The organism is Novosphingobium olei (assembly GCF_037076535.1).
GTDB lineage: Bacteria > Pseudomonadota > Alphaproteobacteria > Sphingomonadales > Sphingomonadaceae > Novosphingobium > Novosphingobium olei.
The window spans coordinates 2,915,333-2,930,640 of the sequence record NZ_AP029021.1 but is presented as its reverse complement, the minus strand read 5'-3'; the positions used below and the strand labels follow the sequence as shown (position 1 = coordinate 2,930,640).

Annotated in this window: 13 protein-coding genes; all 13 read left to right on the top strand. The window is 66.8% G+C overall.

The genetic code is table 11. From position 1 onward, the window contains the following. Nucleotides 1-287 precede the first annotated feature (287 nt). The 13 genes from AACH40_RS13860 to AACH40_RS13800 are packed head-to-tail and all read left to right on the top strand — an operon-like array spanning nt 288 to nt 15,308. Nucleotides 288-788 carry a division/cell wall cluster transcriptional repressor MraZ gene (locus tag AACH40_RS13860; RefSeq protein WP_169491737.1) on the top strand — a complete coding sequence of 167 codons (501 nt, stop codon included), beginning with the start codon at nt 288-290 and terminating at the stop codon, nt 786-788. Then, nucleotides 785-1,780: a 16S rRNA (cytosine(1402)-N(4))-methyltransferase RsmH gene (rsmH, locus tag AACH40_RS13855; RefSeq protein ID WP_169491738.1), complete on the top strand. Its 996-nt coding sequence runs from the start codon at nt 785-787 to the stop codon at nt 1,778-1,780. Before AACH40_RS13860 ends, rsmH begins: the two co-directional genes overlap by 4 nt. After that, nucleotides 1,777-2,553 carry a hypothetical protein gene (locus tag AACH40_RS13850; RefSeq protein WP_338642904.1) on the top strand — a complete coding sequence of 259 codons (777 nt, stop codon included), beginning with the start codon at nt 1,777-1,779 and terminating at the stop codon, nt 2,551-2,553. Before rsmH ends, AACH40_RS13850 begins: the two co-directional genes overlap by 4 nt. After that, entirely contained in the window at nt 2,550-4,274 is a 1,725-nt protein-coding gene (locus AACH40_RS13845) for a penicillin-binding transpeptidase domain-containing protein (protein WP_169491739.1), read from the top strand. The genes AACH40_RS13850 and AACH40_RS13845 overlap by 4 nt, the downstream gene beginning before the upstream one ends. Further along, the gene (locus AACH40_RS13840; RefSeq protein ID WP_338642903.1) at nt 4,271-5,728 is read left to right on the top strand and encodes a UDP-N-acetylmuramoyl-L-alanyl-D-glutamate--2,6-diaminopimelate ligase; all 1,458 of its coding nucleotides are present in this window, start codon (nt 4,271-4,273) and stop codon (nt 5,726-5,728) included. Before AACH40_RS13845 ends, AACH40_RS13840 begins: the two co-directional genes overlap by 4 nt. Continuing rightward, nucleotides 5,725-7,194, top strand: a complete 1,470-nt coding sequence (locus tag AACH40_RS13835) for a UDP-N-acetylmuramoyl-tripeptide--D-alanyl-D-alanine ligase (RefSeq protein ID WP_338642902.1) — start codon at nt 5,725-5,727, stop codon at nt 7,192-7,194. The genes AACH40_RS13840 and AACH40_RS13835 overlap by 4 nt, the downstream gene beginning before the upstream one ends. Next, nucleotides 7,195-8,259 (top strand): phospho-N-acetylmuramoyl-pentapeptide-transferase, encoded by a 1,065-nt coding sequence (gene mraY / locus AACH40_RS13830; RefSeq protein WP_169491742.1) that lies wholly within the window; start codon nt 7,195-7,197, stop codon nt 8,257-8,259. 4 nt (nt 8,260-8,263) lie between these two features. Then, the gene (murD, locus tag AACH40_RS13825; RefSeq protein ID WP_338642901.1) at nt 8,264-9,595 is read left to right on the top strand and encodes a UDP-N-acetylmuramoyl-L-alanine--D-glutamate ligase; all 1,332 of its coding nucleotides are present in this window, start codon (nt 8,264-8,266) and stop codon (nt 9,593-9,595) included. Next, on the top strand, nt 9,592-10,827 hold the full coding sequence (locus AACH40_RS13820; protein WP_338642900.1) for a putative peptidoglycan glycosyltransferase FtsW: 1,236 nt from the start codon (nt 9,592-9,594) through the stop codon (nt 10,825-10,827). The genes murD and AACH40_RS13820 overlap by 4 nt, the downstream gene beginning before the upstream one ends. Further along, entirely contained in the window at nt 10,824-12,038 is a 1,215-nt protein-coding gene (murG, locus tag AACH40_RS13815) for an undecaprenyldiphospho-muramoylpentapeptide beta-N-acetylglucosaminyltransferase (RefSeq protein ID WP_338642899.1), read from the top strand. The genes AACH40_RS13820 and murG overlap by 4 nt, the downstream gene beginning before the upstream one ends. Beyond that, complete coding sequence (murC, locus tag AACH40_RS13810; RefSeq protein ID WP_338642898.1) at nt 12,035-13,447, top strand: UDP-N-acetylmuramate--L-alanine ligase; 1,413 nt, start codon at nt 12,035-12,037, stop codon at nt 13,445-13,447. Before murG ends, murC begins: the two co-directional genes overlap by 4 nt. Beyond that, on the top strand, nt 13,444-14,337 hold the full coding sequence (gene murB, locus AACH40_RS13805) for a UDP-N-acetylmuramate dehydrogenase (RefSeq protein WP_338642897.1): 894 nt from the start codon (nt 13,444-13,446) through the stop codon (nt 14,335-14,337). The genes murC and murB overlap by 4 nt, the downstream gene beginning before the upstream one ends. Continuing rightward, entirely contained in the window at nt 14,334-15,308 is a 975-nt protein-coding gene (locus tag AACH40_RS13800; RefSeq protein WP_338642896.1) for a D-alanine--D-alanine ligase, read from the top strand. The genes murB and AACH40_RS13800 overlap by 4 nt, the downstream gene beginning before the upstream one ends.

Genomic DNA, 15,308 nt, shown 5'->3' with positions numbered 1-15,308 from the left:
CGGCCAAATGCAGATGCTTTGCTAAAACTCGCGGATTTGTGCGGGTGATCGTGGTTTCCCCACTATTCATTGTCGGCCGATAGTGGATCATTGCTTGCGAAAAACTCGAGCAAAACGAACGCCTGACCGCAAATTCCCGTAAAATCCCGTTGTGGCCCGCTGCTTCCCGAGTTAAGACTTGGGTTCATCGGGACGAACTCCATGTCGCATCCGCGGGGGATGGCCGGCAGCGCCTAGCGCTTGCCGGAAGGCAGGAGCTTTTTGTCCCGGGCGCGGGGGCTTTTGACGTGGCTGGAGGGCCGTCAAATTACTGGGGGCAAGGCTTTTCGCCGCGCGGCGAAAAGAGCCGCTTCGTCCTCCCCGCAGATTTCCGCAGCACCGTCCGCGATGCCTCCGCCGGCCAGCGCGTGCTGTGTCTCGACAAGCATGCCAAGCATCCCTGCCTCGTCGGTTTCGGCCTGTCCCGCGCCGAAAGCTTTGCCGAGCAGATTGCCCACGAAGAGCGCGTCGCGCTGGAACGGCGCGAAGAGTTCGACCCCGACATGCGCGCCGCGCAGCTGTTCGGCTTCATGCGCGTGAGCTTCGATGATTCGGGCCGCTTCGTCCTGCCCGAGCATCTGGGGGAGCAGGCCTCGATCGGCGAGGCGCTCTATTTCCATGGCGGCGGTTCGCACTTCACCATCTGGGCGCCCGAAGTGCTGTTCGAGATGGGCGCGGGCTGGGATGCCGCCAAGGCGACCTGCCGCGCGCTGATGGCCGAGGCATCGAGCAAGGGGCGGCGCAAGTGACGCAGTATCCCGATCTTCCCGCCGACGCCCCGCACATTCCCGTGCTGCTCGATGAAGTCGAACAGGCGTTGGCGCCTGCCGCCGGCGACGTGGTGGTTGACGGTACGTTCGGTGCGGGCGGGTATACCCGCCGCCTGCTCGCCGCCGGGGTTACCGTCCACGCCTTCGATCGCGACCCCGATGCGATCGAAGCCGGGCGGCTCTGGGGAGAAACCTGTGGAAATCCTGTGCGGCTGGTGCTGCACCACCGGCGCTTTTCCGAGCTTGCCGAAGGGCTTGCAGAGGCCGGAATTGCGCAGGTTCAGGGCGTCGTGCTCGATATCGGCGTCTCTTCGATGCAGATCGACCAGGGCGAGCGCGGGTTTGCATTTTCCGTCGATGGGCCGCTGGATATGCGGATGTCGCAGGAGGGGCCAAGCGCGGCCGATTTCCTGAACGAAGCCGACGAGGGGGAAATTGCCGACGTCCTCTACCGCTACGGGGAAGAGCGTCAGTCGCGCCGCGTGGCGCGCGCCATTGTCGCGGCGCGGCCGCTCGAGACGACTGGGCAGTTCGCGGCGGTGGTGCGCAAGTCGCTGGGCTACGTCCCCGGCATGCGCGGCAAGAATGCGCCCAAGGACCCGGCGATCCGCAGCTTCCAGGCGGTGCGCATCCACGTCAACGGCGAGCTCGACGAGTTGGCCGCGGGCCTTGCTGCGGCGGAAAAGGTGCTGGCGCCGGGCGGCCGGCTGGCGGTGGTCACGTTCCACAGCCTGGAAGATCGCATCGTCAAGCAGTTCCTGCGCGAAGGCGCGGGCGCAACGCCGGGCGGCTCGCGCCACCTGCCGCAGACCGCGCCCACCCTGAAGCCCGTTTTCGAGAAGCCTTCCGCCGCGATCCGTCCGACCGCTGCGGAAGAGGCGCGCAATCCACGCGCGCGGTCGGCAACCTTGCGCTGGGCGGTCCGCACGTCCGCCCCGGCGCGGGAACACCAGGGGAGCATCGCGGCATGATCGTCACCGCCCATCGCCTGCGTTCGATCGGCTGGATCGCGCTGCTCGCGATCTGCGCCGCGCTGGTCATGGTCCTCGCCTTCCGCGTCAACGCGCTGCGCAGCCAGGTGCATCACGCCGAAATGAAGATCGTCGCGCTGCGCCAGGAGAAGATGTACCTCGAAACCGAGTTCGAGACGCGTGCCAACCAGCAGCAGCTGAAGGCCTGGAACGACGTCGAGTTCGGTTACGTCGCGCCGACTGCCGGCCAGTACCTCGAGAACGAGCGCCAGCTTGCCGCGCTGTCGAAGCCGGTCGAGCCCGATGCGCCCGAGCCGATCCGCGTGGCCAGCGCCGACGATGCGGTGGTGGCGCAGGCGGCCTTCCCGGCGATGGTTTCGCCGCTCTCGGGCAAGCCGCTTGGCGCCGAGGCGGACGAGGACAAGCCCAAGGCGGCAAAGATCGACCATGCCAAGGCCGCGGCATCGCTCGGCGAGCGGCTGGCCAAGGTCGATCGCGGCGATGACGCGCCCGTCAAGCCGCGCATCCGCCAGCTCGTTGCCAAGGATGGCGATGATAGCGTCAAGTCTGCCCGCAAGGCAAAGCCCGCGAAGGATGCCAAGCAGGCCAAGGCCGACAGCAAGGACAAGCCGGCCAAGGTTGCCACCAGAAAGGACAAGCCGGTGGACAAGCGCTCGGCCAAGCCTTCCGCAAAGGTTGCATCGGCGACTAAGTCGCCGGTTGCGAAGAATCCTGCTGCGGCGGGCAAGAGGGAGGTGAAGGCAACCAAGTGAACGCGCTGACCGCCTCGGCCGCGATCGCTTCTGGCCGCGTCCAGCTGGCCAACGTCCGCCAGCGCTCGCTGGTGACGGCCAAGGTGCGCGCGCTGTGGGTGCTGCTGCTGTTCGTCTTCGCCACGCTGACCGCGCTGGTGCGGATCGGCCAGCTGGGCCTGTTCGAGGATGCGCCCGAGCGCCGTTCGATGGCCGAAGCGCTGCTTCCCCCGCGCGGCGAGATCACCGACCGCAACGGCGTGGTGCTGGCGCGGGCGTTCCCGTCCTATTCGCTGTGGTTCAATCCCAAGGCACTGGGCGAAGGCGGTTCCGCACTCGTCAAGACGCCGGAGGAGGTCGCCAAGGCGCTGATGACGATCTTTCCGGACGCCGACTATGCCGACCTGGTGGAGCGGCTGAAGTCGGACAAGCCGAGCTATCTGCGCAAGCGGGTGCTGCCGGAAGAAGCGAACAAGGTCTTCGCGCTGGGCGAGCCGGCGCTGGAATTCCCGCGCGAGAACCAGCGCTACTACCCGCAAGGCTCCCTTGCTGCGCACGTGCTCGGCTACGTCGACGAGGCGGGCGAGGGCCATGTGGGCATGGAGCAGGTGCTGCAGCAGCGGCTGCTCGATCCGGCGCAGCGCGGCCAGCCCTTCGCGCTGTCGATCGACGCGCGGGCGCAGGGTGCGCTGGAGGACGAACTCAGCCGCGGCATGCTCGAATCGAACGCCAAGGGTGCCGCAGGCGTGGTGCTCGACAGCGATACCGGTGAGGTCATCGCGCTCGCTTCGCTGCCTTCGTTCAATCCCAATCGTTCGGATCGGGCCTTCAACGGGCTGGTGTTTAACCGCGTGACCAATCAGGTCTACGAACTCGGTTCGGTGATGAAGCCCGTGACGGTCGCCTCGGCGCTCGATGCGGGGGTGATCGGCGACATGTCCGTGCGCTATCCTGCGGCACAGTTGCACATCGGCCGCTTCACCATTCACGACAGCCACAATTTCGGGGCGTCGCTCAACGTGCCCGAAGCGCTGATCCACTCGTCGAACATCGTGACGGCGCAGGTTGCCGACAAGCTCGGCGGGCCGGCACTGCGCAGCACGATGATGGCGCTGCACATGAACGAGCGGCCGGGCATTGAATTGCCCGCCCGTGGTTTCCCGATCTGGCCCAAGGGCGACTGGGCGCGGATCACCACCATGACGGTCAGCTATGGCCATGGCATGGCGGTGAGCCCGCTGCACCTCGCCTCGGCCTATGCCGCGCTGGTCAATGGCGGTGTGTGGCGCCCGGCGACGCTGTTCAAGGTGGCGCCGGACAAGGTTCCCGAAGGCCAGCGCGTGTTCAAGGCTTCGACCAGCGCCCGCCTGCGCCAGCTACTGCGGATGATCGTGGTCGACGGCACCGGCAAGAAGGCCGATGCGCCCGGCTTCCGCGTTGGCGGCAAGACCGGCTCGGCGGAAAAGCCCGGCAGCGGCGGCTACCGCAAGACCTCGCTGATCGCGACGTTCGCGGCGGCCTTCCCCATGGACAAGCCGCGCTATGTGGTCATCGCCATGCTTGACGAGCCGCAAGGCACGCAGGCGACTTCGTTCCAGCGCACGGCAGCGTGGAACGCGGCGCCGGTGGTGGGCCGGGTGGTGCCGCGCATCGGGCCGCTGCTCGGCGTCGTGCCCGATGCGACGCGCGACGTCGATATTTCCGACCTCAGCCCGCTGATCGGCAATGGAGAGGGTGAATGAGGCTGGCAACGCTCACTGCGCAGGCGGGCCTGGCGCTCGGCGCGGGCGGCGATGGCGAGGCCAATGTCACCGGCTTTGCCATTGATCATCGCAAGGTGGCGCCCGGCACGGTGTTCGGCGCGTTCCCTGGCACGCGCTTCAATGGCGAGGATTTCATTGCAGCCGCCGTGCAGGCCGGCGCGGTGGCGATCGTGGCGCGCCCGGAAGCGAAAGTCGAAGGCGCGGCGCATATCGCCGATTCCGAACCGCGCCGCGCGTTCGCGCGGCTGGCAGCTGGGTTCTTTACCCCCGTGCCGGCGACGATCGTTGCGGTGACGGGGACCAACGGCAAGACATCGACCGTGGAGATGACCCGCCAGCTGTGGCGCATGGCCGGGCACCCGGCGGCCTCGATCGGCACGCTCGGCGTGACCACGGCCGACGAGAGCGTTTCGACCGGCCTCACCACGCCGGATATCGTCACCTTCCTGTCGAACATGACCGGCCTTGCCCGCGAAGGCGTGACTCATGTCGCCTACGAAGCTTCGAGCCACGGGCTCGACCAGTTCCGCAACGAGGGCCTGCGCGTGGTCGCGGGCGCCTTCACCAATCTCAGCCGCGACCATCTCGATTACCATGCGACGATGGAAGACTACTTTGCGGCAAAGATGCGCCTGTTCGACGAGGTTGTCGCCAGTGACGGTGCTGCCGTCATCTGGGCTGACGATGCCTGGTCGCAACGGGCAGTCGAGCATGCCGGACGTAGGGGGTTGCGGCTGCTCACGGTGGGAGAGCAGGGGACCGCGGTCCGCCTGCTCTCCCGTACCCCGACACAGCTCGGACAGGTGCTGGAGATCGAGCACGAGGGCACGCGCCGCAAGGTTACGCTGCCACTTATCGGTGCCTACCAGGCGGCCAACGCGCTCGTTTCGGCGGGGCTCGTGCTGGCGAGCGGCGGCGAAGCGTCTGCCACGTTCGATGCGCTGTCGCGCCTGCAACCAGTGCGGGGTCGGCTGGAACGCGCCGCGATCAATCGGGCGGGTGCGCCGGTCTATGTCGACTACGCCCACACGCCCGATGCCATCGAGGCAGCGATTGCGGCGCTTCGCCCGCACGTCGGCGGCCGGCTGATCACGGTGTTCGGCGCTGGTGGCGATCGTGACGGGGGCAAGCGCCCCGAGATGGGCCGTAGCGCCTGCGCTGGATCGGACGTGGTGATCGTGACCGACGACAATCCGCGCGGCGAAGATCCGGCAGCGATCCGTGCCGCGGTGATGACGGGCTGCGACGCAAAGGCGCAGGAGATCGGCGACCGGCGCGAGGCCATCGGCGCCGCCATCGCCATGGCTGGCCGTGACGACATCGTGCTCGTGGCCGGGAAGGGCCACGAACAGGGCCAGATCATCGGGCGCGGCGACGCGGTTCGGGTACTGCCCTTCGATGACGTGCAGGTGGCAAGGGAGTGCACCGCATGACCGCTCCCTCCGCATTGATGGCATGGCCGACCGATCCGGCTGATGCGCGCGGCACGGCGCTGTGGACGTCCGAAGAGATCGTTGCGGCAACAGGCGGGGTCGCATCGGGACCGTTCGAGGTGTCGGGCTGCGAAATCGACAGCCGCGAAGTTCGCGATGGCGACCTGTTCTTTGCGCTCAAGGGCGAAAGTGCCGATGGTCACCGCTTCGTGACCTGCGCCTTCGACAAAGGGGCTGCTGCCGCGATCGTGGACCGGGCGGTCGACCACCCGCATGTGCTTGTCTCGGATACCTCAAGTGCGCTTGAGGATCTTGGAAAAGCCGCGCGAAACCGTGTGGATGCGGGGATTATCGGCGTTACCGGCTCGGCGGGCAAGACCGGGGTCAAGGAAGCCCTTTTCGCTGCGCTCGACCGCGGCAGCCGCGGCCGCGCGCACCGTTCGGTGAAGAGCTACAACAACCATGTCGGTGTTCCGCTGAGCCTGGCGCGCATGCCATCGCGCACGAGCTTCGGCGTGTTCGAGATGGGCATGAACCATGCCGGCGAATTGGCCGCGCTGACCCGGCTGGTGCGTCCGCACGTCGCCGTCGTCACCACGATCGCGCCCGCGCACATCGGGCACTTCTCCGGTGAGGAAGCGATCGCCGATGCCAAGGCGGAGATCTTTGAGGGGCTCGAAGCGGACGGCGTTGCGATCATTCCGGCGGACAATCGCCACTATGAACGCCTGCGCGCCAAGGCAGCGCAGCATGCCGCCAGGATCATCGCCTTCGGCAGCGCAGATCACGCCGATGCGCGGCTGTTGGACGCGGTGGCGGCACCTGGCGGCGGCACGCTGGTGACGGCGGAACTGGCCGGCCGCAAGCTGTGCTACACCATCGCCCAGCCCGGCGCGCACTGGGTCGCCAATTCGCTGGCGGTGATGGCCGCGGTGGAGGCAATCGGCGGCGACCTGGGGGCGGCGGGCCTTGCGCTTGCCGAGATGGAGGGCCTTGCCGGCCGCGGGGCGCGCCATACCGTGGCCGCGCGCGCGGGCGATGGGTCGGGTGAAGCGCTGCTGATCGACGAGAGCTACAACGCCAATCCCGCTTCGATGCGGGTGACGATCGAGCAACTGGGCGCAACGCCGGCAGCGCGCCGCGTCGCCGTGCTCGGTGCGATGCGCGAACTGGGTGCCGAGGAAGAGCGCTACCACCGCGACCTTGCCGAACCGCTGCTCGCCGCGAAGATCGACCGGGTCATCCTGGTGGGTCCGGAAATGGCCGCGCTGGCGCAGGCACTGGGGAAAAGCGATGGTGGCGCGCTTGCCCGGGCGATCGAAGTCGATCATGTCCCGACGGCGGCCGAAGCGGCGGAATGCCTTGCTGCAGAGGGACCGCAGGGTGGTGACGCCATCCTCGTAAAAGGGTCGAATTCGGTCGGGCTGGGTGCGCTGGTGCGTGCCCTGACGGCCAGGGAAAACTGAATGCTCTACCTGCTGGCGCACCTGCTTCACTACGAGGGGTTCAGCAACCTCTTCCGCTACCAGACCTTCCGCGCCGGGGCGGCGTTGCTGACGGCGCTCCTGATCGGTCTGGTGATCGGCCCGCGCTTCATCAACATGCTGCGCATCCGCCAGGGCAAAGGCCAGCCGATCCGTGAGGACGGACCGCAGAGCCACCTTGCCAAGCGCGGCACGCCGACGATGGGCGGGCTGATGATCGTCATCTCGGCGACGCTGGGCCTGCTGCTGTGGATGGACGTCACCAGCCGCTATGTCTGGGCGTGCCTTGCGGTGACCTGGGGCTTCGGCCTGATCGGTTTCCTCGACGATTACGACAAGGTGACCAAGTACGCCCACAAGGGGGTTCCGGCCAAGGTGCGCCTGCTGGGCGAGTTCGTGGTGGCAGGCATCGCCGCGGCCCTGGTGGTGACGGAGACGAACCTCTACGTCCCCGTGTTCAGCAACCTCTACATTCCGCTTGGCCCGCTCTATTACGTCTTTGCCGCCTTCGTGATCGTCGGCGCGGGTAACGCGGTGAACCTGACCGACGGGCTCGACGGCCTCGCCATCATGCCGGTGATCATCGCGTCGGGCACGTTCGCGATCATCGCCTATCTCGCCGGCCGTTCGGACTTTGCGCATTACCTCGGCATCCCGCACGTTCCGGGTGCGGGCGAGCTTGCGATCTTCTGCGGCGCCGTGATGGGGGCAGGGCTTGCCTTTCTGTGGTTCAATGCGCCACCCGCCGCCGTGTTCATGGGCGATACCGGCAGCCTCGCGCTGGGCGGTACGCTGGGCGTGATCGCGGTCTCGGCGCACCATGAAATCGTGCTCGCCATCGTCGGCGGTCTGTTCGTGATGGAGGCCGTCTCGGTCATCGTCCAGGTGTTCGTCTACAAGCGGACCGGCAAGCGCGTGTTCCGCATGGCGCCGATCCATCACCACTTCGAGCAACTGGGCTGGAAGGAATCGACCGTCGTGATCCGCTTCTGGATCGTGTCGATCGTTCTGGCGCTGATCGGCCTCGCCACGCTGAAGGTCCGATGAGCGGATGATCGTCTCGCCCGCCTTTTCCGGCAAGCGCTACGCGGTGCTCGGCCTTGCCCGATCGGGCCTGACCAGTGTCGAGACGCTGCTGGAGAGCGGGGCGGACGTCGTTGCGTGGGACGCGCGCGAGGAAGCGCGCGCCGCCTGCGATGGGCGGGCGACGCTGGCCGATCCGCTGGCCATGGACCTGACCGGGTTTGCCGGCGTGGTCGTCTCGCCAGGCGTGCCGCTCAACCGTCATCCGATCGGACCTCATGCCGCGAGTTTCGGCGTGCCGGTGATCGGCGATATCGAGCTGTTCGCGCTGGCGCGGCCCAGCCTGCCGACACACCGCGTCGTCGGCATCACCGGAACGAACGGCAAGTCGACCACCACCGCACTGGTCCACCACCTGATCAAGGCGGCGGGCATTCCCACCCGGATGGGCGGGAATATCGGCCTGCCGGTGCTGGGTCAGGACCCGCTGCCCGAAGGCGGGGTCTATGTACTCGAACTCTCGAGCTACCAGATCGATCTGACCTACAGCCTGCAAGCCGACGTCGCTGCGTTGATCAACCTCAGCCCGGACCACCTAGACCGCTACGACGGCTTCGATGCCTATGCAGCATCCAAGGCGCGGCTGTTCGCGCTGCAGCGGGCCGAACAGCACGCCGTGTTCGGCCGTGGCGATCCGCACACCCTGCGCATTGCGGGCGAAGTGTCGGGCAGCCGGCCAGGCGATCTGGTCCAGATCGTCGATCCCAATGCGATCGCGGGGCAGGCGGCCTGGCCATCGCTTCAGGGCCCGCACAACCTGCAAAATGCGGCCATCGCGATTGCCATCGTCTCGGCGCTCGGCATCGGCGAGGACGTCTGGCGCAAGGGGCTCGAGAGTTTCGTCGGCCTGCCACATCGTATGGAGCGCGTCGCTGAAGCGGGCGGCGTGCTGTTCATCAACGACAGCAAGGCGACAAACCCGGCATCGACCGCGCCGGCGCTCGGCGCCTTCCCGCGAATTCACTGGATCCTGGGCGGCTTGCCAAAGGGCGACGACCTGGACGAGTGCGCTCCCTATTTCGAGCACGTGGTCCAGGCCTACACCATCGGCGAGGCCGGCCCGCGCTTTGCCGAGATCCTCGATCCAATCATGCCCGTGCAGCGCAGCGAAATGCTGTGCGATGCCGTGCGCCACGCCATGGACGCGGCCAAGCCCGGGGAAGTGATCATGCTGTCGCCCGCTTGTGCCAGCTTCGACCAGTTCCGCAACTTCGAGGCGCGGGGCGACAGCTTTCGCCAGATCGTCGAGGCGCTGATCGCCGATCGCGATGCGCCCTGTCCCACAGGAGACGGCGCGTGAGCACGACGGCCGAGCCGACCCGCCACGTTACCACGCCGACCAAGGATGGCGGCGTTCGCGTCGTCGGCCGGGGCAACCGCTATCGCCGCAGCCGGCGCAGCGAACTGGTGATCTGGTGGCGCGAGATCGATCGCGTGCTGCTCGGCCTGATCATGGCGCTGGTCGTCGTCGGCATGATCGCCGTGGCCGCGGCGTCGCCGGCAGGCGCGCACCGGCTGTCGACCGCGCAGAAGACGCTGGGCGATCTGTATTTCTTCTGGCTGCACTTGCGCTGGCTGGCGGTGGGGCTGGTGGCGATGTTCCTTGCTTCGCTCCTGCCCAAGGAATCGGCGCGGCGGCTCGCGATCCTGATTGCGGGTGCGATGATCGTTGCGCTCGTTCTCGTGCCACTGGTCGGCAGCGAAGTGAAAGGCGCCAAGCGCTGGCTCTACATCGGGTTCAGCCTGCAACCGTCGGAATTCCTCAAACCCGGCTTCGCCATAGCTGTCGCCTGGATCCTGTCGTGGCGGCTGCGCGATCCCAATATCCCGGTGATTGCCATCACCATGGGGCTGATGGGGCTGACGGGCGTGCTGTTGATGGCGCAGCCCGATTTCGGCTCGACGGTGCTGTTCGGCGGCGTGTGGTTCGTGCTGGTGCTGCTTTCAGGCCTGCCGGTCAATCGGATCCTGTGGTCCATGGCGGGTGGCATCGTCGTCGTGATCCTAGCCTATTTGTTCTACCCCAACGCAACGCACCGCATCGACAGCTTCATTTCGGGCGGCAGCGAGTTCGACCAGGTCGACCTTGCGATGCGCACGCTGCTCAACGGTGGGTGGAACGGCACGGGCCTGTGGCTGGGCAGCCGCAAGATGGCGCTGCCCGAAGCCCAGACCGACTACATCTTCTCGGTCATCGGCGAAGAATTCGGCCTGATCGCCTGCGCCGCGATCGTGCTGCTCTATTGCGCGATCGTGGTGCGCGTGATGCTTCGCCTGGTCGACGAAGACGACCTGTTCACGATCCTTGCCGGCGCTGGCCTGACTGCGCAGCTGGCGGGGCAGGCGTTCATCAACATCCTCGTCAACCTGCAGCTGTTTCCGTCGAAGGGGATGACTCTGCCGCTCATCAGCTATGGCGGCTCTTCGACCATCGCACTGCTCCTGGGGGTCGGCTTCCTGCTCGCCATTACCCGGCGAAATCCCTATCTGAGCCGCGAATCCTTCGATTTCAGGGAGCTTCCCCGCAAATGAGCGGTACCAGGCCACCGGGTGTCTCGCGGCACTTCGTCCTCGCAGCAGGCGGTACTGGCGGGCACATGTTGCCCGCCTTCGCGCTTGCAGTGGAACTTGAACGGCGCGGCCACCACGTCGCGCTGGTCACCGACGAGCGCGGAGCGAAGATCCCCGGCAAGCCCGACTTCATGCCCGCGCACGTGCTGCCGGCGGGGCGCCTGGGCAAGAATCCGGTGGCGCTGGCCAAGGGGCTGGCCGCGATCTGGCGTGGCCGCGCGATGGCGCTGCGGCTGTTCGACAGCTTCCAGCCATCTTGCGTGGTCGGCTTTGGCGGCTATCCCGCGCTCCCCGCGCTGCTGGCGGCGCGCGCGGCAAAGATCCCCACGGTGATCCACGAACAGAACGCCGTGCTGGGGCGGGTCAACCGCTACCTTGCGCCGCGCGTCGATGCCATCGCCACGGCTTATGCCGACGTCGATCGGCTCGACCCGAAGCTCGATGGCAAGGTGCACTGCGTTGGCAACCCCGTGCGGCCCGAAGTGCTGGCCTTGCGCAGCGAGCCGTTCCCCGACTTCGGCGACGATACGCTGTTTCGCGTGCTGGTTACCGGCGGAAGCCAGGGAGCATCGGTCCTGTCCGATGTCGTGCCTGACGGGTTGGCAATGCTGCCCGCCGTTCTCCGCCACCGCCTGCAGGTGACGCAGCAGTGCCGGGCTGAAGATCTCGAAGCGGTGCGCGCGCGCTATGCCGGCCACCAGATTCCCGCCGAACTCGGTACCTATTTCGAAGACATGGCAAGCAGGCTTGCCGACGCGCACCTGTTCATCGGGCGCGCCGGGGCATCGACCATCGCGGAACTGACCGCGGTCGGTCGGCCTGCAATCCTCGTTCCCTTGCCGATCGCCACCGACGACCACCAGGCCGCGAACACGCGCGAACTGGTGCGGGCGGGCGGGGCGCGTGCCATCCGCCAGAACGGCTTCACCCCCAAGGAACTCGCAAAGCAAATCCAGACGATGGCGCTTCATCCCCAGACCCTTGCCAATGCCGCGCACGCCGCCTGGAACTGCGGCCTGCCCAATGCCGTCAGCGATCTTGCCGACCTTGTCGAAGGATTTGGCGGTGCGCCCCTGATGGACGTGATCCGCGTTGGCGAATCGCAGAGCGCGCTCGCGCAGGCGAACGAGGCGCTGGCGCGTCAGTCACGGGCGCAGGGAGCGGCCCGGTGAAGGGCGTCGGCATCGATATCGGTACGATCCACTTCGTCGGGATCGGCGGCATCGGCATGTCGGGCATTGCCGAAGTGATGCACAACATGGGTTATGCCGTGCAAGGCTCGGACCTTGCAGAAAGCTATGTTGTCGAAGGGCTGCGCAGCCGGGGCATCAAGGTGATGATCGGCCAGCGCGCCGAAAACGTCGAGGGCGTGTCGGTCGTCGTCACCTCGACCGCGGTCCGGCGCGACAACCCCGAAGTCGTCGCCGCGCTCGAAGCACGCGTGCCGGTTGTGCGCCGTGCTGAAATGCTCGCCGAACTGATGCGGCTCAAAAGCACGGTCGCCGTGGCGGGAACGCATGGCAAGACCACCACGACCTCGATGGTCGCTTGCCTGCTCGATGCCGGCGGAATCGATCCGACCGTGATCAATGGCGGCATCATCAACTCCTATGGCTCGAACGCGCGGCTGGGCGACAGCGAATGGATGGTGGTTGAAGCCGACGAGAGCGACGGCTCGTTCCTGCGCCTTGACGGCACGATCGCGGTCGTCACCAACATCGATCCCGAGCATCTCGATCACTACGGCTCGTTCGAGCGGGTCAAGGATGCCTTCGTCGAATTCATCGAGAACGTGCCGTTCTATGGCGCGGCGATGCTGTGCATCGACCACCCCGAAGTCCAGGCGGTCATCCCCAAGGTGCGCGATCGCCGCGTGGTGACGTACGGCTTTTCGGCGCAGGCCGACGTGCGCGGCGAAGCCGTGACGCCTATCCCGGGCGGCAACCGCTTCACCGCCGTGTTGCGCCAGCGCGATGGCAGCTTCCGGCGGATCGAGGACATCGAATTGCCGATGCCCGGTCGGCACAACGTGCAGAACGCGCTGGCGGCGGTGGCCGTGGCGCGCGAGATGGGCGTGTCCGAAGATCTGATCCGCACCGGCTTTGCCAAGTTCGGCGGGGTCAAGCGCCGCTTCACCAAGGTGGGTGAGGTTTCGGGCGCCGCGATCATCGATGATTACGGCCACCATCCGGTCGAGATCCGCGCGGTGCTCGCTGCGGCGCGCGAAGGGGTACGCGGCCGCGTGATCGCCGTGGTGCAGCCGCATCGCTTTACCCGGCTGCGCGATCACATGGAGGACTTCCAGGGCGCGTTCAACGACGCCGACGTGGTCTATGCAGCGCCGGTCTATCCGGCGGGCGAGCAGCCGATCGAGGGCGTCGACAGCGCCGCCATGGTCGAAGGGATCAAGGCGCGGGGCCATCGCAGCGCCCACCTGATCGACGGACCCGCCGCGCTGGCAAAGGAACTCGCCAGCACGCTTGAACCTGGCGACATGGTCGTGTGCCTTGGCGCAGGCGACATCACCAAGTGGGCCGCGGGCCTTGCCAGTTCCATCGAGCAGGAAAGGGCGGCGGTGTGACCGCGCTTGCCCTGCCGCCGGTGCGCGGCAAGCTCACCCCCGACGCTCCACTTGCGCCGCTGGTGTGGTTCAAGTCCGGCGGCAAGGCGCAATGGCTGTTCGAGCCGAAGGACGTGGCGGACCTGCAGGATTTCCTTGCAGGCCTTGCACCCGACGTTCCGGTCATGGCGCTGGGCCTCGGTTCGAACCTGATCGTCCGCGATGGTGGCGTGCCCGGGGTTGTGGTGCGGCTGGGGAAGAACTTTTCCAAGGTCACGCGTATCGACGATCAGACTTTGGACTGCGGCGGTGGGGCATCGGGGATCCTGGTGTCCTCCACGGCGCGGGACAGCGGTATCGCGGGGCTTGAGTTCCTCCGCTCCATCCCCGGCACGGTGGGCGGGTTCGTGCGCATGAACGGCGGCGCTTATGGCAGGGAAGTCAAGGACATCCTGATCGATTGCGATGTTGTAATTCGTTCTGGCGAACTCGTCACCATGCCGCTTTCCAAGCTTGGTTACACTTATCGCCACAGTGAACTGACCGACGGCGCCATCGTGGTCGCCGCGCGCTTTCGGGGCGAAGCGGGCGAGCCAGGCGCGATTCAGGCGGAGATGGACCGGATCAGCGCCGCGCGGGAAGCCAGCCAGCCGCTGCGCAGCAAGACCGGCGGTTCGACCTTCAAGAACCCGGATGGCGCGAAGGCGTGGGAACTGGTCGACAAGGCCGGATGCCGCGGGCTGACGCTGGGCGGGGCGCAAGTGAGCGAGAAGCACACGAACTTCCTGATCAACACCGGCGCGGCGACCAGCGCCGAGATCGAAGCGCTGGGCGAGGAAGTGCGACGCCGCGTCAAGGAGCAGTCGGGCGTCGAACTGCAGTGGGAAATTCAGAGAGTAGGCAAGCAGTGACCCTTCCCAAAATTCACGTCGCGGTGCTGATGGGCGGCTGGTCGAGCGAGCGGCCGGTGTCGCTCATGAGCGGCGAGGGCGTCGCCAAGGCGCTGGAAGCGCGCGGCCATACGGTGACGCGCATCGACATGGATCGCGAAGTGGCGCTGCGGCTGGCCGAGGCGAAGCCCGATGTCGTGTTCAATGCGCTACACGGCACGCCCGGCGAGGACGGAACCGTGCAGGGCATGATGGACCTGATGGGGCTGACCTATACGCATTCCGGCCTCGCCACATCAGTTATTGCCATCGACAAGGAGCTGACCAAGCAGGCGCTGGTCCCCCACGGCATTCCCATGCCGGGCGGGCGCATCGTGCAGACCGCAGAGCTGTTCGAGCGCGATCCGCTGCCGCGTCCTTACGTGCTCAAGCCCGTGAACGAGGGATCCTCGGTCGGCGTCGCGATCGTGACCGCCGACGGCAACTATGGCACGCCCATCGCGCGCGACAGCATCGGTCCATGGCAGGAGTTCGACCAGCTGCTGGCCGAGCCCTTCATCCGTGGCAAGGAACTGACCACTGCCGTCATTGCCGACAAGGCCCTGCTGGTGACCGAACTGAAGCCCAAGTCGGGTTTCTACGACTTCGATGCCAAGTATACCGAAGGCATGACCGACCACATCTGTCCGGCGGAAATCCCCGACGATGTGGCCGAAGCGTGCAAGGATATTGCACTGCGGGCCCACCGCCTGTTGGGCTGCAAGGGCACCAGCCGCAGCGATTTTCGCTGGGATGACGAGCAGGGGATCGACGGGCTGTTCCTGCTGGAGGTCAACACCCAGCCGGGCATGACGCCGCTGAGCCTTGTGCCCGAACAGGCGCGCAAGCTGGGCATGAGCTACGAGGATCTGGTTGAGGCGATCATCGCCGATGCGCTGGCCGGCAAGGCCAACGCATCGGCGGGCAAGGCATCCGACGGGGGGAAGGGCTAG

What these genes read in the sequence shown, in the direction of transcription:
- AACH40_RS13850 (WP_338642904.1), top strand. Translation starts at nt 1,777, where the DNA reads ATGATCGTCACCGCCCATCGCCTGCGTTCGATCGGCTGGATCGCGCTG.
- AACH40_RS13840 (WP_338642903.1), top strand. Translation starts at nt 4,271, where the DNA reads ATGAGGCTGGCAACGCTCACTGCGCAGGCGGGCCTGGCGCTCGGCGCG.
- AACH40_RS13835 (WP_338642902.1), top strand. Translation starts at nt 5,725, where the DNA reads ATGACCGCTCCCTCCGCATTGATGGCATGGCCGACCGATCCGGCTGAT.
- mraY (WP_169491742.1), top strand. Translation starts at nt 7,195, where the DNA reads ATGCTCTACCTGCTGGCGCACCTGCTTCACTACGAGGGGTTCAGCAAC.
- murD (WP_338642901.1), top strand. Translation starts at nt 8,264, where the DNA reads ATGATCGTCTCGCCCGCCTTTTCCGGCAAGCGCTACGCGGTGCTCGGC.
- murG (WP_338642899.1), top strand. Translation starts at nt 10,824, where the DNA reads ATGAGCGGTACCAGGCCACCGGGTGTCTCGCGGCACTTCGTCCTCGCA.